The 16,457-nt window shown below is 68.0% G+C and carries 14 protein-coding genes; 11 read left to right on the top strand and 3 right to left on the bottom strand.

All coding sequences use genetic code 11. From position 1 onward, the window contains the following. Nucleotide 1 precedes the first annotated feature (1 nt). Nucleotides 2-925 (top strand): UDP-N-acetylmuramate dehydrogenase, encoded by a 924-nt coding sequence (gene murB / locus VGV58_RS16240; protein WP_326875069.1) that lies wholly within the window; start codon nt 2-4, stop codon nt 923-925. On the opposite strand, the gene VGV58_RS16235 is transcribed toward murB, so the two are convergent. Beyond that, nucleotides 880-1,800 (bottom strand): DMT family transporter, encoded by a 921-nt coding sequence (locus VGV58_RS16235; RefSeq protein WP_326875068.1) that lies wholly within the window; start codon nt 1,798-1,800, stop codon nt 880-882. The genes murB and VGV58_RS16235 overlap by 46 nt on opposite strands. A 105-nt stretch (nt 1,801-1,905) precedes the next feature. Between VGV58_RS16235 and VGV58_RS16230 the strand changes: the two genes are divergently transcribed. The 8 genes from VGV58_RS16230 to recN all read left to right on the top strand — a co-directional run bounded on the left by VGV58_RS16230 (nt 1,906) and on the right by recN (nt 11,649). Further along, nucleotides 1,906-2,421 carry a MarR family winged helix-turn-helix transcriptional regulator gene (locus tag VGV58_RS16230; protein WP_326875067.1) on the top strand — a complete coding sequence of 172 codons (516 nt, stop codon included), beginning with the start codon at nt 1,906-1,908 and terminating at the stop codon, nt 2,419-2,421. A gap of 110 nt (nt 2,422-2,531) precedes the next feature. Next, complete coding sequence (locus VGV58_RS16225) at nt 2,532-3,446, top strand: D-alanine--D-alanine ligase (protein WP_326875066.1); 915 nt, start codon at nt 2,532-2,534, stop codon at nt 3,444-3,446. An 11-nt stretch (nt 3,447-3,457) separates the two neighbouring features. Next, nucleotides 3,458-4,378, top strand: coding sequence for a cell division protein FtsQ/DivIB (locus VGV58_RS16220; RefSeq protein WP_326875065.1), 921 nt, complete (start codon nt 3,458-3,460; stop codon nt 4,376-4,378). Next, nucleotides 4,375-5,700 (top strand): cell division protein FtsA, encoded by a 1,326-nt coding sequence (gene ftsA / locus VGV58_RS16215; RefSeq protein WP_326875064.1) that lies wholly within the window; start codon nt 4,375-4,377, stop codon nt 5,698-5,700. Before VGV58_RS16220 ends, ftsA begins: the two co-directional genes overlap by 4 nt. 130 nt (nt 5,701-5,830) lie before the next feature. Further along, the gene (gene ftsZ / locus VGV58_RS16210) at nt 5,831-7,540 is read left to right on the top strand and encodes a cell division protein FtsZ (RefSeq protein ID WP_326875063.1); all 1,710 of its coding nucleotides are present in this window, start codon (nt 5,831-5,833) and stop codon (nt 7,538-7,540) included. A gap of 329 nt (nt 7,541-7,869) precedes the next feature. Beyond that, nucleotides 7,870-8,817 (top strand): UDP-3-O-acyl-N-acetylglucosamine deacetylase, encoded by a 948-nt coding sequence (gene lpxC, locus VGV58_RS16205; RefSeq protein ID WP_326875062.1) that lies wholly within the window; start codon nt 7,870-7,872, stop codon nt 8,815-8,817. 168 nt (nt 8,818-8,985) lie between these two features. Next, nucleotides 8,986-9,900 carry an outer membrane protein assembly factor BamD gene (locus VGV58_RS16200; RefSeq protein WP_326875061.1) on the top strand — a complete coding sequence of 305 codons (915 nt, stop codon included), beginning with the start codon at nt 8,986-8,988 and terminating at the stop codon, nt 9,898-9,900. 60 nt (nt 9,901-9,960) lie between these two features. Continuing rightward, a complete protein-coding gene (gene recN, locus VGV58_RS16195) occupies nt 9,961-11,649 on the top strand; it encodes a DNA repair protein RecN (RefSeq protein WP_326875060.1) in 1,689 nt (562 codons plus the stop codon). A 12-nt stretch (nt 11,650-11,661) separates the two neighbouring features. Here the strand turns inward: recN and aidB are convergent, their stop codons facing one another. After that, nucleotides 11,662-12,480, bottom strand: a complete 819-nt coding sequence (gene aidB / locus VGV58_RS16190; RefSeq protein ID WP_326875059.1) for an AidB family quorum-quenching N-acyl homoserine lactonase — start codon at nt 12,478-12,480, stop codon at nt 11,662-11,664. A 233-nt stretch (nt 12,481-12,713) separates the two neighbouring features. Between aidB and VGV58_RS16185 the strand changes: the two genes are divergently transcribed. Then, nucleotides 12,714-14,798 carry a DEAD/DEAH box helicase gene (locus tag VGV58_RS16185; RefSeq protein WP_326875058.1) on the top strand — a complete coding sequence of 695 codons (2,085 nt, stop codon included), beginning with the start codon at nt 12,714-12,716 and terminating at the stop codon, nt 14,796-14,798. A gap of 156 nt (nt 14,799-14,954) precedes the next feature. Here the strand turns inward: VGV58_RS16185 and VGV58_RS16180 are convergent, their stop codons facing one another. Continuing rightward, nucleotides 14,955-15,101 carry a hypothetical protein gene (locus tag VGV58_RS16180; protein ID WP_326875057.1) on the bottom strand — a complete coding sequence of 49 codons (147 nt, stop codon included), beginning with the start codon at nt 15,099-15,101 and terminating at the stop codon, nt 14,955-14,957. Nucleotides 15,102-15,216: 115 nt separating this feature from the next. Here VGV58_RS16180 and VGV58_RS16175 point away from each other — a divergent pair, with 115 nt between their 5' ends. After that, nucleotides 15,217-16,443 (top strand): ABC transporter substrate-binding protein, encoded by a 1,227-nt coding sequence (locus VGV58_RS16175; RefSeq protein WP_326875056.1) that lies wholly within the window; start codon nt 15,217-15,219, stop codon nt 16,441-16,443. Nucleotides 16,444-16,457 lie beyond the last annotated feature (14 nt).

Genomic DNA, 16,457 nt, shown 5'->3' with positions numbered 1-16,457 from the left:
CATGCCTTTCCAAGACATCACTCCCGACCTCCGCGCCGCCGCGCCTGAATTACGCGGGCGGCTGCTCGCCAATCAGGAGATGGCGGGGCTGACCTGGTTCCGTGTCGGCGGGCCGGCGCAGATTCTGTTCACTCCAGCCGACGAGGCGGATCTCGCTTACCTGCTCGGCAAGCTGCCGGCCGAGATCCCGGTCAGCGTGGTCGGGCTCGGCTCGAACCTGATCGTGCGCGATGGTGGGATTCCCGGCGTGGTCATCCGCCTCGCCGGCAAGGCTTTTGGCGAGATCACCCGCGAGGACGGCGATCGTCTGCGCGCCGGCACCGCCGTTCCGGATGTGAAGGTGGCACGCGCTGCTGCTGACGCCTCGCTCGATGGCCTCGCCTTCTATCGCGGCATTCCCGGCTGCATCGGCGGGGCGCTGCGGATGAACGCCGGCGCGCATGGTGGCGAGACCACCGATGTGCTGGTCGAGGCGCGCGGCGTTACCCGCAAGGGCGAGATCGTGACGTTCTCACATGCCGATATGGGCTTCAGCTACCGTAACTCGACGGCGCCAAGCGACATCATCTTCACTTCGGCGCTGTTCCAGGGCCGCCCGGGCGACCAGGCCGCGATCCTCGCCGAGATGGAGCGGGTGACCTCGGCGCGCGAGGCGGCGCAGCCGATCAAGGAGCGCACCGGCGGCTCGACTTTCAAGAACCCCGAGGGCGGCAAGGCCTGGCAATTGATCGATGCCGCCGGCTGCCGGGGGCTGCGCATCGGCGGAGCGCAGGTCTCCGAGATGCACTGCAACTTCCTGATCAATACCGGCGGTGCGAGCGCCGCCGATATCGAGGGGCTGGGCGAAGAGGTCCGCCGCCGCGTCAAGGACAATTCAGGCTACGAGCTGCACTGGGAGATCAAGCGGTTCGGCGTCGCGGCTTGAACCGGGGCGGCCGGTTCGGCCGTCTTGCGCCGTGACAGCATGATGCCGATGACGGTCGAGCCGAAGATGATGGCGATGCCGAGCCATTGCTGGGCGTTGAACCATTCATTCAGCAGGGCGGCGCCGAGGAAGGTCGCGACCAGCGGGCTGAGCAGGCTCAGGAACGCGACGCCCGTGCCGATCGCGGCGATGCCACGCACCCAGAGCCAATAGGCGAAGGCGGTGCCGATTACCACGAGATAGCTCAGGCCGGCGAGGTTACGGATTGTCGGCATCGGCGGCAGGCCTTCGACCAGGAGCGCGACCGGCAGGAGCAGGAGCCCGCCGAGGGTGAGCTGCCAGGCGGCGAGCGCGAGCGGCGTGCCGACCTTGCCCCAGCGCTCGATCAGCACCGTGCCGGTCGCCATCGAGGCGGCGCCGATCAGCGCGGCGATGACGCCGATCGCGTCGAGCTTCACGGTATTGTCGATCACCAGCAGGCCGACGCCGAGCGTGCCGGCGAGGGCGGCGAGCACCTGCCCGAGACGCGGGCGGCGCAGCAGCAGCGGCCAGGCGAGGAAGGCGACGAGCAGCGGCTGCATCGAGCCGAGCGTGGCGGCGAGCCCGCCCGGCAGGCGCGAGGCGCTGAGGAAGAGCATGCCGAAGAACAGGCCGATATTGGCGAAGCCGATGATGGCGAGCGGCAGGAGCTTGTCGCGTGGCGGCAGGCCGGGGCCGAGCAGCATCAGGAGGATGCCGGCCGGCAGGGCACGTAGCGCCCCGACCAGCAGGGGGTGCTCGACGGGAAGCGTCTGGGTGAAGACGACATAGGTCGTGCCCCAGAGGACGGGCGCCAGGATTGTCGTGAACAGGATGCGGGTCTTGCTGTCGGCCATGGTGGCCTCCCTTTGCATCGCGGGATGTGTATGCGTAGGATTATTCGATAAGAGATAATTCGAGATCGAATTATTTGATGCGGGATAATTAGGCGCGGGATTTCCATGAGTCAAGCTGACGAAGCCGGGCAGGGTGGCCCGCTCGATTCGATCCTCTCGCAATGGCGACGGGCGCGACCGGATATCGACGCGAGCCCGATGGCGGTCTGTGGCGCGATCTGGCGAGCGGCCGAACGCGTTCGCCTCGGCGTCGGGCGCAACCTGATCGGGGAGGACCTCGATTTCGCCGGTTTCGACGTGCTGATGACCCTGCGCCGCCAGGGCGAGCAGGGTGGTTCGCTGACTCCGTCCGAGCTTGCCAAGGACATGATGCTCTCGACCTCGGCGATGACGAATCGGCTCGACCGGCTGGAGAAGCGCGGGCTGATCGCAAGGCAGGCCGATCCACAGGACCGACGCAGCCTGCGCATCGTGCTGACGCCGGACGGTTTCGCGCTAATCGAGCGGCTGGTGGTCTCGCATGTGGCGACGGAAGCGGCGCTGATTTCGGCGCTCAGTCCAGCTGAACATGAGCAGCTCAAGGCCCTGCTGGCCAAGGTTGCGGCCGGTGAGGGGGAGTGAGTCCGGCGTGCAACAGCCGGCTCGTCATTAACCGGCAGGGTGCATCGTTAACGCGCCGTTAACCATCTCGGCTCAGGTTCGGACCCAGGAATTCGGTGTCAGGAACCTTGATGAGCAAGCATGTCGCAGTGCTGATGGGCGGGTGGTCCGTCGAGCGTGAGGTCAGCCTCAGCAGCGGCGCGGCCTGTGCTCGGGCGCTGGAAGGCGTCGGCTATCGTGTCACGCGCGTCGAGGTCGGCCGCGACGTTGCCGAGGTGCTGGCGAAGCTGAAGCCCGACGCCGCCTTCAATGCCCTGCACGGCCGCTACGGCGAGGACGGTACCATCCAGGGCGTGCTCGAGATCCTCGGCATCCCCTATACCCATTCCGGCGTGCTGGCCTCCTCGCTCGCCATCCGCAAGGACAAGGCCAAGATGGTCGTGGCGGCCGCCGGCGTGCCGGTGGCGAAAGGCGTGACCGTCTCGCGCTTCGAGGCTGCGAAACGGCATCCCCTGCCGCCGCCCTATGTGATCAAGCCGATCGACGAAGGCTCCTCCGTCGGGGTGGTGATCGTTAAGAAAGGCCGCGAGCACCCGCCCCAGGAGATCGCCCGGCCAGACTGGCCCTGCGGCGAGATCATGCTGGCCGAAACCTTCATCGCCGGGCGCGAACTGACCTGCGCGGTGATGGACGGCAAGTCCTTGGGGGTAACGGAGATTCGGGCGGCGACGGGGGAGTTCTACGACTACGACGCCAAATATGCCAAAGGCGGTTCAATCCACATCTGCCCGGCGCAAATTTTACCGAATCTTTACCGCCAAATCGAAGAGTGTGCGTTAACGGCGCATCAAGCAATCGGGTGCCGCGGCGTCAGCCGTTCAGACTTCCGCTACGACGACGAGAGCGACACGCTCGTCTGGCTGGAGGTCAACACGCAGCCCGGCATGACCGAAACCAGCCTTGTGCCTGAATTAGCCGCCCATGCGGGCATGAACTTCGGTGAGCTCGTCAAATGGATCGTCGAGGACGCCTCCTTGAATCGGTGAAGGTGGAACCGGTGTTCACCGGGGCCAACCTGCCGATGCGCGTGACGGGGCCGCAGCTCCTCGTCGGCGAGCGCTCGCGCCGCTGGTTCCGCGGCTCGCGGCGCAGCGCCGTCGCGGTGCCGCTGGCCGAGCGGCTGCCGAGCGGCCTCGGCTCCTTCCTGGCGATCGGCTTCCTCGTGCTCACGGGCGTGAGTGGAGCGATCCTGGGCGGCCATTACGAGACCTTCCGCGAGAACTATGGCGAGCCCAGGCATGCGCTGGCCCGGCTCGTCGGCCTCGGCATCGACCGCATCACCATCTCCGGCCTCAGCGGCCTCTCCGAGATCGAGGTCCTGGTCGCCGCCGGCATCGACCCCAAGATCTCGCTCGCCTTCTTCGACGCAGACGAGGCGCGCAAGCGGCTCGAGGCGACGCCGATGATCCGCGAGGCCTCTGTCCGCAAGCTCTATCCTGGCGAGATTTCGATCAACCTGGTCGAGCGCGAGCCCTATGCGCTCTGGCAGGTCAAGGGCGATCTCTTCCTGATCGCGCAGGACGGCACGGTGATCGACAAGATGGATGACGGCCGCTTCGCCTACCTGCCGCTGGTCGTCGGGCCCGACGCCAACAAGCGGGCGAAGGACTACATCGCGCTGCTCGGCGAGGCCGGTTCCTTCAGCTCGCGCATCCGCGCCGGCAGCCTCGTTGCCGGCCGGCGCTGGAACCTGAAGCTTGATACCGGCGCCGATGTCCGGCTGCCGGAGCAGGGCGCCGGCGCCGCGCTGAAGCGCCTGGCCAGCCTCGAACAGGACTTCCGAATCAGCGAGAAGGACCTGATCGCCATCGACATGCGCCAGCCTGACCGGGTGACCATGCGCCTGACCGAAGAGGCCGCGACGACGCGGTTCGAGCAGCTCAAGAGCAAGACCAAGAAGAAGGGCGGCGAGGCATGAGCTTGACCTCGCAAGGTCTGACCCCGCGGATGCGTCCGTTGTCGTCGCGCAAGAGCGCGACCTTGTCGATTCTGGACATCGGCACGAGCAAGGTCGTCTGCCTGATCGCCGAATTGAACCCGGCCGAGGCGAACGAGCGGCTGCGCGGGCGTACCCATGTCGCGCGCATCATCGGCATCGGCCATCAGCGCTCGCTCGGCCTGAAGGGCGGCGCGATCATCGATCTGGAAAGCGCCGAGCGCGCCATCCGCGCTGCGGTCGACGCGGCCGAGCGCATGGCCAAGGTCGAAGTCCAGTCCGTCATCGTCAACCTGACCGGCGGCCGGCTGAACTCGCAGCATTATCAGGCCAGCGTCGATCTGCGCGGCGGCTCGGTCGGTGATTCCGATGTGAAGCGGGTGCTTGCCGCTGCTGCGACCCATGCGATCCGGCCGGGCAAGGCGGTGCTGCATGCGCTGCCGACCGGCTACGCGCTCGACGGTTCGCCCGGCGTGCTCGATCCGCGCGGGCTGATCGGCGGTTCGCTCTCGGTCGACATGCATGTCGTGGCGGCGGAGGCGGCGGCGGCGCGCAATGTCATGCTCGCGGTCGAGCGCTGTCATCTCGAGGTCGAGGCGGTGGTCGCGAGCCCCTATGCGGCGGGTCTCTCCGTGCTGGTCGACGACGAGGCCGAGATGGGCGTCGTCGTGGTCGACATGGGCGGTGGCACCACCTCGCTCGGCGTCTTCTCCGGCGGGCACCTGACCCATGCCGACGCGATCGCCGTCGGCGGCAACCATATCACCATGGACGTGGCGCGCGGGCTCTCGACCCGGGTCTCCGCCGCCGAGCGACTGAAGACGCTGCACGGCTCGGCGATTGCCAGCCCCTCCGACGAGCGGGACATGATCGCGGTGCCGCAGGTCGACGACGACGAGCGCGACACGCCGAACCATCTCTCGAAGTCGCATCTGGTCCGGATCATCAAGCCGCGCGTCGAGGAGATTCTCGAACTCGTGCGCGACCGGCTGAAGGCATCCGGCTTCTCGGCCGAGGCCGGGCGGCGCGTTGTCCTGACCGGCGGTGCCTGCCAGCTCACCGGCATGCCGGAAGTGGCGCGGCGCGTGCTCGGCGGCCAGGTCCGCACCGGTCGGCCGCTCGGAATCAAGGGTTTGCCGGAAGCGGGCAAGGGCCCGTCCTTCGCGGCGGCGGTCGGCCTCCTGGTCTACCCGCAGGTCGCGCATGTCGAACATTTCGAACCACGGGCGGGGGCGTCCTTCTTCGCCCATGCGACCGATGGCTACTTCTCCCGCGTCGGCCGCTGGCTGCGCGAGAGCTTCTAGAGTTGCGGCCCGCACCGCCGAAAGGCCGATGCGGACCGGGGTGAGTATGAGCAGAGCGGGGCTTAAGGCCCCTGGCGTGGAAGACGGGACGGCCCGCCAGGAGCCGGACAAGACAGTGAAAGAGGCAATCATGGCGATGAACCTGCAAGCCCCGGACATCCGGGAACTGAAGCCCCGGATCACCGTGTTCGGCGTCGGCGGCGCCGGCGGCAATGCCGTGAACAACATGATCGAGGCCGGGCTCGATGGCGTCGACTTCGTCTGCGCCAACACCGACGCGCAGGCGCTTGCACTCGCCCGCGCTCCGCGCATCATCCAGATGGGCCTCCAGGTCACCGAGGGCCTCGGCGCCGGCTCGCAGCCGGAAGTCGGGCGCGCGGCCGCCGAAGAGGTGATCGACGAGATCCGCGATCATCTGGCCGGCGCGCACATGGTCTTCATCACTGCCGGCATGGGCGGCGGCACCGGCACCGGCGCTGCCCCCGCGATCGCCCGCGTCGCCCGTGACATGGGCATCCTCACCGTCGGCGTCGTTACCAAGCCGTTCCAGTTCGAGGGTCAGCGCCGCATGCGCATGGCCGAGGCCGGCATCGGGGAGCTCAACGAGGCCGTCGACACGCTGATCGTCATCCCGAACCAGAACCTGTTCCGCGTCGCCAACGAGAACACCGGCTTCGCCGACGCCTTCGGCATGGCCGACCAGGTGCTCTACTCCGGCGTCGCCTGCATCACAGACCTGATGGTCCGTCCCGGCCTGATCAACCTCGACTTCGCCGACGTGCGCGCCGTGATGCGCGGCATGGGCAAGGCGATGATGGGCACCGGCGAGGCCCAGGGCGAGAAGCGTGCGCTCTCGGCCGCCCAGGCCGCGATCAACAACCCGCTGCTCGACGACGTCTCGATGAAGGGCGCGCGCGGCCTGCTGATCTCGATCACCGGCGGGCGCGACATGAAGCTCTACGAGGTCGACGAGGCCGCCACCCGCATCCGCGAGGAGGTCGACTCCGAGGCCAACATCATCGTCGGCGCCACCTTCGACGAAGCGCTCGAAGGCACGATGCGCGTTTCGGTGGTCGCCACCGGCATCGACAAGCCGATGACTGCCCAGAGCGAGCTCGACCCGACCGAAGCCCGTATCGCCGAGGTTGCCGAGCGCCTGAAGGCCGAGGCACGGCTGCGTTCGGCCGTCCCGAACATCCGCACCTCTGCCTCGGCGCCTGCTCCTGCGCCCATGCCGGCTCCCGTCGCCGAGACCATGATGCCGGAGCCCGTCCGCGCTCCTGCGCCGGCCCCGGTCAGCTTCGCTGCCGATGTCCGCATCGAGCCGGCCCAGCCGCGTCCGGCAATGGTCGCTCCGCCCGTCGTCGAGGCGCCGATCGCCGAAGCCTCGCTGCCGCATCATGAGGACAGCTTCATCCCGCCGATGCCCGAGCGCGCGGTGATCCGCCCGACCCGCATGCCGCGCGTCGAGGACCTGCCGCTGCCGGCCCAGCACCAGATCGCGCAGAGCCGCGGCGCGGTGCCGGCTCCTGCGCCGGCCTCGGTCGAGCAGAAGCGCATGTCGCTGATGCAGCGCCTCGCCTCGGTCGGCTTCGGCCGCAAGGAGGACGAGTACGTTGAGGCTCCGATGGCGCCGCCGGCTCCGGCGCCGCGTCAGGCTCCGCCGGCTCCGGCCGCCGGCCCAAGTGCTGCCCATGCCGAGTTCATGCGCCGCCCGCCGGCGCCGGCGACCCGGCCAGCCCAGGGCCAGCTCGACCAGCTCGGCCGCGCCGCCCCGGCCCGCAATACGGAAGAAGACCAGCTCGAGATCCCGGCCTTCCTGCGCCGTCAGTCGAACTGAGCTTTCGGACTGAGCTTTCCCGGCCGGTTCAACCGGTTTAACAAAAGGCCCGGCGGCACTGGCCGCCGGGCCTTTTTTAACGTCTGAAAAACCATATACATCAAGCAGATGGTTAAGATTTTCTGGCTTTGTAATCTCTGTTACAGAGCGAAAGAAAGCGTGATTTTGAAGCCAATGCGCCTGCGCGTATCTTGCAGCGCATCACCGGGTAAGGGGATTCGGGATTAGTCCTGAGTTCGCTGCACATCAGGGAACCGCACGATCGCTGAAGAGGTTGCGCCACAAGGCGCTGGCCCTGGGGATCGTCGCGCTTAAGACGGATACTGAGTATGATGGCTGAACGGCAGACGACCCTACGCTCGCCCGTGACCCTCCAAGGCATCGGCGTTCATTCCGGGGCTCCCGCCTGCCTGACCCTGCGGCCCTCCACTGCCAATTCCGGCGTCGTCTTCCTGCGCAAGGGCCTCGAAGGCGGCCATGAGCAGCTGATCCACGCCCGCCACAACAAGGTCAGCGCCACCGAGCTGTGCACCGTGATCGGTGATCAGGCCTCCGGTTCCGTCGCCACGATCGAGCATCTGATGTCGGCCTGCGCCGGCCTCGGCCTCGACAATGTGCTGGTCGAGATCGACGGTCCCGAGATGCCGATCATGGACGGCAGCGCCGCCGAGTTCGTCTCCGCCATCGAGGCGACCGGCCTTGTCGCCCTTGGCGCGACCCGCCGCTACCTCAAGGTTCTGCGCCCGGTCCGCATCGAGCAGGGCCGCGCCTTCGCCGAGCTGGCTCCGTCGGAGAACGGCTTCCGCCTCGATGTCGAGATCGACTTCGACACCAAGGCGATCGGCCGCCAGCGCAAGATCTTCGATCTCGACCCCGAGGCCTATGCCCGCGAGATTTCCCGCGCCCGCACCTTTGGCTTCATGCGCGATGTCGAGCAGCTCTGGAAGGCCGGCTTCGCGCTGGGCGCCTCGCTCGACAACACCGTCGCGATCGGCGACGACAAGGTGATCAATCCCGAAGGCCTGCGCTACGCCGACGAGTTCGTGCGCCACAAGGTTCTCGACGCGGTGGGCGACCTTGCGCTCGCCGGCTACCCGATCCTCGGCGAGTTCCGCTCCTATTGCGGCGGTCATCGCATGAATGTCCGGATCCTCGAGGCCCTGTTCGCCGACCGCGCCAATTACGCGATCGTCGAGGCCCAGCCGGTCTTCGCCCACCATGCGGTGCAGATGGCGGCCGGCCCGGTGCCTGCCGCGCTCGCGCCCGACCTGCACTGAGCAGGGTATTACGCGACGCCACGCCTTGCATTCGCCCGTTTCCTGTTGGAAACGGCGAGCGCACTGCATGAAGCGCCCGTCACGCTTGGCGAAAAGGCTGCTTCTGAGCTAAAGCCATTTCGCGCGCTCTTACCGAAGGGCGTCACAAGGACGGATGAAGTGAGCGTCATGCGGCTGAAGACAATCAACTCCGGCGAATCGACCAGCGGCGGCAAGCGCCTCGTGCTGGCCTTTGCCTTCGCGGCCGCACTCGGCGGCTGCGACACGATGAGCTCGCTCAACCCGTTCGATCGCCCTGAGACCTACAAGCCCGAGGTGGTGGCTGAGGTTCCGGCCGACAAGCTCTACAATGAGGGCCTCGCCCGTCTCCAGAACGGCGACACCGAAGGCGCGAACAAGAAGTTCGACGAGATCGACAAGAACGCGCCGTTCTCGCCCTATTCGAAGAAGGGCCTGATCATGGCCGCTTACTCGAATTACGAGGCGCAGAAATACGACGACGCGATCACCGCCTCGAAGCGCTTCCTGGCGCAGAACCCGGCGAGCCCGGACGCGGCCTACGCGCAGTACATCCTGGCGATGTCCTATTACAACCAGATCCCGGACGCGACGCGTGACCAGGAGCGTACCGACCTGGCGCTGCGCGCGATGCAGGAACTGCTCGACCGCTATCCGAAGTCGGAATACGTGCTCGACGTGCGCGAGAAGATGCTGGTCGCGCGCGATCAGCTTGCCGGCAAGGAGATGAATGTCGGGCGCTTCTATCTCGAGAAGCGCAACTACACCGGCGCCGTCGGCCGCTTCCGCGACGTCATCACCAAGTACCAGACCACGCGCCATGTCGAGGAGGCGCTGATGCGCCTGACCGAGGCCTATATGGCGCTCGGCATCACCAACGAGGCGCAGACCGCCGCGGCGGTGCTCGGCCACAACTTCCCTGACAGCCCCTGGTACAAGGACGCCTATACGCTCCTGGAGAGCGGCGGCCTGCAGCCACGGGAGGATCGCGGCTCCTATATCAGCCGGACCTTCAACGGCTTTACCCGCGCCGTCGTCGGGATAACCGGTCTCGGCCGCCTCTAAGCCGGTCTGCCGGTGCCCCGGCGAGGTCATCCGCAGCCGGCACAAGGGTGCTGAGTCGCCATGCTCGCCCAGCTCTCGATCCGCGACATCGTTCTGATCGACCGGCTCGACCTGGGCTTCGAGGACGGGCTCAGCGTGCTGACCGGCGAGACCGGCGCCGGCAAGTCGATCTTGCTCGACGGCTTCGCGCTGGCGCTGGGTGCGCGCGGTGACGGCGGCCTGGTGCGTCATGGCGAGACGCAAGGCCAGGTCAGTGCCGTGTTCGACCTGCCGATGGCGCATCCGGCGCGGGCCCTCGCCCAGGCGCAGGAGATCGACACCGATGGCGACCTGATCCTGCGGCGCGTGCAATATGCCGACGGGCGCACCCGCGCCTTCGTCAACGACCAGCCGGTCAGCGTCCAGATCCTGCGCATGATCGGCGCGGCGCTCGTCGAGATCCACGGCCAGCATGACGACCGGGCCCTGACCGACCCGGCTCAGCATCGCACCATCCTCGACAGCTTCGGCGAACTGGCCGCGCAGGCGGCCGAGGTCGCCCGCTCCAGCGAGACGCTGAAAAAGGCGCGCCAGGCCCTGCAGAGCCAGCGCATCCGGGTCGAGACCGCGCGCAAGGAGGCCGATTTCCTGCGCCATGCCGTGGCCGAGCTTGGCAAGCTCGCACCCGAGCCGGGCGAGGAGGACGCGCTCGCGGCAAAGCGTCAGGGCATGATGTCTGCCGAGAAGGTCGCCCGCGACATCATCGAAGCCTATGAGGCGGTCGGCGGCACCGCTTCGCCTGTTTCCGCCCTGTCGGGCGTGCTGCGCCGGCTGGAGCGACGCGCCACCCAGGCGCCGGAGCTTGTCGAGCCCTCGATCGCGGCGCTGACCACGGCGGTGGTCGCGCTGGAGGAGGCAGGGGAGACGCTGCAGGCGGCGGTGCGCGCCGCCGAATTTGATCCGCGCGTGCTGGAGCGCGTCGAGGAGCGGCTGTTTGCGCTGCGCGCGGCGGCTCGCAAATTCGATGTCCCGGTCGACGCGCTGGCGGCGCTGGCGCAGACCATGGCGGCCGATCTTGCTGCGCTCGATGAGAGCGAAGGCTCGCTGAAGCGTCTGGAGGCGGAGCTCGCCGAAGCCGAAGCGGCTTATGTCGCCTTGGCGACGGCATTGTCCGCAGGGCGCATCAGGGCTGCTTCGGCGCTCGATGCGGCGGTGAAGGCGGAATTGCCGCCGCTCAAGCTGGAGCGGGCGCGGTTCATCACGCAGATCGACAGCGACCCCGATGCACGCGGGCCGGAAGGGCTCGACCGCGTCGAGTTCTGGGTCGAGACCAATCCGGGGACGCGGCCGGGGCCGATGATGAAGGTCGCCTCGGGCGGCGAGCTCTCGCGCTTCATGCTGGCGCTGAAGGTTGTGCTGGCCGAGCGCGGCTCGGCGCCGACCCTGGTCTTCGACGAGATCGACACCGGCGTCGGCGGTGCGGTGGCGGATGCGATCGGTGAGCGGCTGGCCCGGCTGGCGGCGCGCGTGCAGGTGATCTCGGTGACGCATGCGCCACAGGTCGCGGCCAAGGCCGGCCAGCATTTCCTGATCGCGAAGTCGGCCGATGGCGGGCAGGGGGCCGACGAGCGCACCGTCACCCGGGTCTCGCCCTTGCTGGACGGCACCCGGCGCGAGGAGATCGCCCGCATGCTCGCCGGCGCCTCGATCACCGAGGAGGCGAGGGCGGCCGCCGGCAAGCTGCTCGATGCAGCCGGGATGCGCGGCTAGCGGTGCATCCGTTCAGGCTGGGATCAACTCGTAGCCCGCGCTGCCTTCGATGACGCGCCTGAAGCTCTCGATATGGCCGCCTGAGACGATCCAGCTTTCACGCGCGGCGCGTTCGAGGATCGCGCGGCGGGAGGCGAGGGCAGTGGCCGCGTCGAAATCATAGACGAAGCCGATCTTTGGATCGGTGGCCTGCAGGTCCGAGAGGTGCAGCGCATCGCCCCAGAGCAGCAGGCTCTGTGCGCCTTCGATCAGGTAGGCGCTATGGCCGGCGGTATGGCCGGGGAGCGGGATCAATGTGATGCCGGGGCGCACGATGCCAGCCGGGGCAGGCTGGATGCGGCCGGCATAGTGCTTCTTCACCGCCGCCGTGACGGCGAAGCCACCTTGCCGGTTCTGCGGCGTCGTTGCGCGATTGGCCTCGTCGCCGAAGAAGCCCAAATCGGCTTCGGGCACGATGATCTCGGCATGGGGGAACCGGGCGCTCTCGCCGTCGAACAGCCCGAGCGCGTGGTCACCATGGAGATGCGTGATCAGGATACGCTCGACCTGCTCGGGTGCGATGCCGGCGCCAGCCATGGCGGCGGGAGCATGGCCCATTGCCGAGCCCCAGGAGGGGCCGGTGCCGGCATCGACGAGGGTGATCCCGTCGGCGCCTTTGAGGGCGAAGCAGTTGACGGGGATGCTGACTTTCGGCTTGCCCCACCGTGCCACGGCCTCGTCGCGCGCGGCCTCGCCATCGGCATGGATCAGGACATCAAGCGGCGCCTCGAAGATCCCGTCGTGGAGCGTGAGCACGTCGTAGGCGCCGAAGCGTTGCCAAGTCTCGCTCATCTCCACAGACCCTCGCTCCAGTGTGATATGCTTAGACCATGCAGCTCTCGCCGCTGACAACGGAGCGGGCGGCATGGCCGGCATCCGCTGCCGCATACGGGATGAACCGATGCTGCATTCCCTTTTCCCACGATTTCCTCTATGTGCAGCGCAATATCGCGGTGCCGCGTCCGGCGCCGCCCCTCGTTCTGCGTGCTGCCGACCCGCCAGCTGCAATCTAAGGCCTAACATCGATGTCCTTCATCTCCACGAGTGCGCCGCTGGCGCGGGCGCTCGCCGACCGTAATTACAGCGAGCCGACCCCCGTCCAGGCCGCAGTGCTGGAAGAGGCAGCCGCCGGCCGTGACCTGCTGGTCTCCTCGCAGACCGGCTCGGGCAAGACGGTGGCCTATGGGCTCGCCATCGGCGCCGACCTGCTCGGCGATGCCGAGGTGCTGCCGCGGGCCGAACGGCCGCTGGCGCTGATCGTGGCGCCGACGCGCGAGCTCGCCCTCCAGGTCCAGCGTGAGCTCGGCTGGCTCTACAAGCAGACCAATGCCCGCGTGATCTCCTGCGTCGGCGGCATGGATCCGCGCCGCGAGGCGGCGCTGCTCGACGAGGGCGCGCATATCGTCGTCGGCACGCCTGGCCGTCTGCGCGACCACATCGAACGCCGCCGCCTCGACGTTTCGGGCCTGCGGGCGGTCGTGCTCGACGAAGCCGACGAGATGCTCGATCTCGGCTTTCGCGACGATCTCGAATTCATCCTGAAGTCCGCGCCGGAAGAGCGCCGCAGCCTGCTGTTTTCGGCGACGCTGCCGAAAGCGATCATCGCCATGGCGCGCAGCTATCAGCGCGACGCCCTGCGCATCGAGGTCGCCGGCGGCGAGCGCGGCCATGCCGATATCGAGTACCGCGCCATTCGCGTCTTCCCGAAGGAAGCCGAGCTCGCGGTCGTCAACCTGCTGCGCTTCCACGATTCGCCGACCGCGCTGGTGTTCTGCAACACCCGCAACGCGGTGCGCCATCTCGAGGCGATCCTGCTGGAGCGCGGTTTCTCGGCCGTGGCGCTCTCGGGCGAGCTCAGCCAGAGCGAGCGCAACTCGGCGCTGCAGGCCTTGCGCGACGGCAGGGCGCGCGTCTGCGTCGCGACCGACGTCGCGGCGCGCGGTATCGACCTGCCCGGCCTGACGCTGGTCATCCATGCCGAGCTGCCGAACGATCCCGAGGTGATGCAGCATCGCTCGGGCCGCACCGGCCGCGCCGGTAACAAGGGCACGAGCGTGCTGCTGGTGCCGGCCTCGCGCCGGCGCAAGGCCGAGATGCTGATCGCCGAGGCCAAGATTGAAGTGAGCTGGGCCGGCCCACCGACGCAGGACGAGATCCGCGTGCTCGACGAACAGCGCCTGCTGAGCGATCCCCTGCTTTCCGGCGAGGCGAGCGAGGACGATGCGCCGATGGTCGCGGCTTTGCTCGCGGGGCGCTCGACGGAGGAGATCGCGGCAGCGCTGGTGCGGGTCTATCGCTCGCGCCTGCCAGCGGCCGAGGAAGTCGGCGACCCCAATTTCGGTCGTGACGAACGCCGTCCGGTGCGCAGCAACGAGGATTACGCAAGGCCGCGCGAGCATGGTGGCGCCGAGCGGCCGGAGCGCCGCGAGAGGTCGGGTCCGCGCGGCGATACCGTCTGGTTCCGCCTGAATATCGGCCGCAAGGATGGCGCCGACCCGCGCCAGCTGCTGCCGATGCTGTGCCGGCGCGGCAAGATCACGCGCGACGAGGTCGGCGCGATCCGCATCTTCGACAAGGAGACCAAGGTCGAGATCGATGCGGAGGTTGCCGAGCGCTTCGCGCAGCTCGCCCGTGCTGTCGACCGCGACAAGATCATCATCGAGCCGGTGACCGGCGAGGAGGAGCGCCGCCCGGCCAAGCCCTTCGCCGAGAAGGCGAGCCATGCGCCGCGCGGTGCTCATCCGGCGCGCGAGCAGCGCGACGAGCGTTCGACGGCGCGCAAGCCCTATGAGGGCAAGGGCAAGCCATTCGGCGCCAAGCCCTATGATCCGACGCGGCGTGACCGCGAGCCGGTCTATGAGGAAACCGCGATCCTGCGGCCGGAGCGGCCCTTCGACAAGAAGGGCGACCATGGCGGCAAGCCGTTCGCCGGCAAGTTCAAGGGCGACAAGAAGCCGTTCGGCGCGTCGCATGGCGGTGAGCGCTCGGGCGCCGGAGATAGCCGGCCGGCCGGCAAGAGCTTCGGCGAGAAAAAGCCCTTTGGAGCCAAGAAGCCTTTTACTGGCAAGAAGCCGTTCGGAGCAAAGAAGCCGCGCCGCGACGACCGCTGAGATAGGCTGAACCTACGCCTCATCGTCATGGTCGGCTTTGTGCCGACCATCCACGTCTTCCTTTCAGTCGGGTGGTGCTCAAGACGTCGATGCTCGCCGCAGGGGCGAGCATGACGGCTGGAGCAGCGTTGTGCGCTTGGCCTCTGGCTGCCGCAATCAACGCAGCCCGAGGAAGGACAGAATCGCGAGGACGACGACGACCAGGCCGACCAGGTAGATGATGTTGTTCATGGCGGAACCCCCCGCTGGTTGTTCGGTGCCGCGCTTGCACGGCTGACGCGGCGCCACGTCGCGCCGCAGCATCAGTCGAACGCGCTGCCGCGCGGGATTGTTCCAAAATCGTCGTATATCTGTTGCACTCCCCAGCCATCCGCTCCCACAATGCCCGGCCGGGCAGAGACCCGGACGGGGGATCGCGATGAGGACAATGGGTAAGGCGCTCGGCGCCATGTTGATGTTGGCCGGGCTCGCTCTGCCCGCCGCCGCGCAGGACCGGCTGGTGATCGCCGGGCGCGATGCCGGCTTCGCGCCGGCGCTGGCCAAGATGGTCGAGCTCTACCAGGCCAAGAATCCGAGCGTGAAGATCGAGCGGCTCGAGCTCGGCGGCGGCCCGCTCTATGAGCGCCTCGCGGTCGGTGCGCGCGAGAAGACGGCGGCGACCGACGTCGCCATGCTCGACGATATCTGGGCGCCCGAATTCATGGCCCGCGGCTGGCTCACCGATCTCGACACCGTCGGCGGCCTGCCGGGCGAATTCGTCAAGTCGGCGATCGATGTCTCCAAGCACAACGGCAAGCTCTATGCCGCGCCCTTCGTCGGCAACATCGCGATGTTCGCCTATCGCAAGGACCTGCTCGCCAAGCACGGCTTCGAGCGGCCCAAGACCTGGAGTGACGTCGTCAAGGCGGCGCAGGCGATCCAGTCGAAGGAAGAGGGCGTCTCCGGCCTCGTCTTCCGCGGCATCAAGGGCAACCCGATCGTCACCTCCTTCCTGCCGGTGCTGTGGGCGCATGGCGGCGACGTGGTGAGCGCCGACGGCAAGGCCGTGCTCGACACGCCCGAAGCCGAGAAGGCGCTGACCCAATTCCTCTCGTTCAAGCCGCTCGCGCCGAAGGGCGTCGAGACCTACAACGCCACCGAACTGCGCGACGCGATCCAGCAGGGCCGCGCTGCGATCGCGGTCGAGATGTGGTCGTCCTGGGCCGGCACGCTCGACGGCAACGCCTCGAAGGTGGCGAACCAGGTCGAGGTCGTGGCCACGCCCGGCGAGGTCAAGGGCCCGGCGCCGATGCTCGGCGCCTGGCTGCTCGCCATTCCGGCGGACTCGCCGAACAAGGCGCGCGCCGCCGACTTCATCCGCTTCGTCACCTCGCCTGAGAACCAGAAGCTGATCGCGCTCGAGACCGGCAACCCGCCGACCCTCGCGGCGCTGTTCAACGACAAGGATCTCGTCGCCAAGTACCGCTGGTACCCGGCGCAGCTCGAGGCGCTCAACGTTGCCCGGGCGCGTCCCCGCATCAGCCAGTGGGCCCGCGTCGAGACCATCCTCGGCGACTATCTCCAGCTCGCGCTGATCGGCCAGATGCAGCCCAAGCAGGCGCTGACCGAAGCCAACGCCCAGATCGCTCGCGCGCTGTCGCGCTGACCCTAACGCGGGCC

Source organism: Allobosea sp., assembly GCF_035944895.1.
Taxonomy (GTDB): domain Bacteria; phylum Pseudomonadota; class Alphaproteobacteria; order Rhizobiales; family Beijerinckiaceae; genus Allobosea.
Note: the sequence above shows the minus strand (reverse complement) of the source record. Positions and strands in the feature narration are given on the sequence as shown.

What these genes read in the sequence shown, in the direction of transcription:
- murB (WP_326875069.1), top strand. Translation starts at nt 2, where the DNA reads ATGCCTTTCCAAGACATCACTCCCGACCTCCGCGCCGCCGCGCCTGAA.
- VGV58_RS16235 (WP_326875068.1), bottom strand. Translation starts at nt 1,800, where the DNA reads ATGGCCGACAGCAAGACCCGCATCCTGTTCACGACAATCCTGGCGCCC.
- VGV58_RS16230 (WP_326875067.1), top strand. Translation starts at nt 1,906, where the DNA reads ATGAGTCAAGCTGACGAAGCCGGGCAGGGTGGCCCGCTCGATTCGATC.
- VGV58_RS16225 (WP_326875066.1), top strand. Translation starts at nt 2,532, where the DNA reads ATGAGCAAGCATGTCGCAGTGCTGATGGGCGGGTGGTCCGTCGAGCGT.
- ftsA (WP_326875064.1), top strand. Translation starts at nt 4,375, where the DNA reads ATGAGCTTGACCTCGCAAGGTCTGACCCCGCGGATGCGTCCGTTGTCG.
- ftsZ (WP_326875063.1), top strand. Translation starts at nt 5,831, where the DNA reads ATGGCGATGAACCTGCAAGCCCCGGACATCCGGGAACTGAAGCCCCGG.
- lpxC (WP_326875062.1), top strand. Translation starts at nt 7,870, where the DNA reads ATGATGGCTGAACGGCAGACGACCCTACGCTCGCCCGTGACCCTCCAA.
- VGV58_RS16200 (WP_326875061.1), top strand. Translation starts at nt 8,986, where the DNA reads ATGCGGCTGAAGACAATCAACTCCGGCGAATCGACCAGCGGCGGCAAG.
- recN (WP_326875060.1), top strand. Translation starts at nt 9,961, where the DNA reads ATGCTCGCCCAGCTCTCGATCCGCGACATCGTTCTGATCGACCGGCTC.
- aidB (WP_326875059.1), bottom strand. Translation starts at nt 12,480, where the DNA reads ATGAGCGAGACTTGGCAACGCTTCGGCGCCTACGACGTGCTCACGCTC.
- VGV58_RS16185 (WP_326875058.1), top strand. Translation starts at nt 12,714, where the DNA reads ATGTCCTTCATCTCCACGAGTGCGCCGCTGGCGCGGGCGCTCGCCGAC.
- VGV58_RS16180 (WP_326875057.1), bottom strand. Translation starts at nt 15,101, where the DNA reads ATGCTGCGGCGCGACGTGGCGCCGCGTCAGCCGTGCAAGCGCGGCACC.
- VGV58_RS16175 (WP_326875056.1), top strand. Translation starts at nt 15,217, where the DNA reads ATGAGGACAATGGGTAAGGCGCTCGGCGCCATGTTGATGTTGGCCGGG.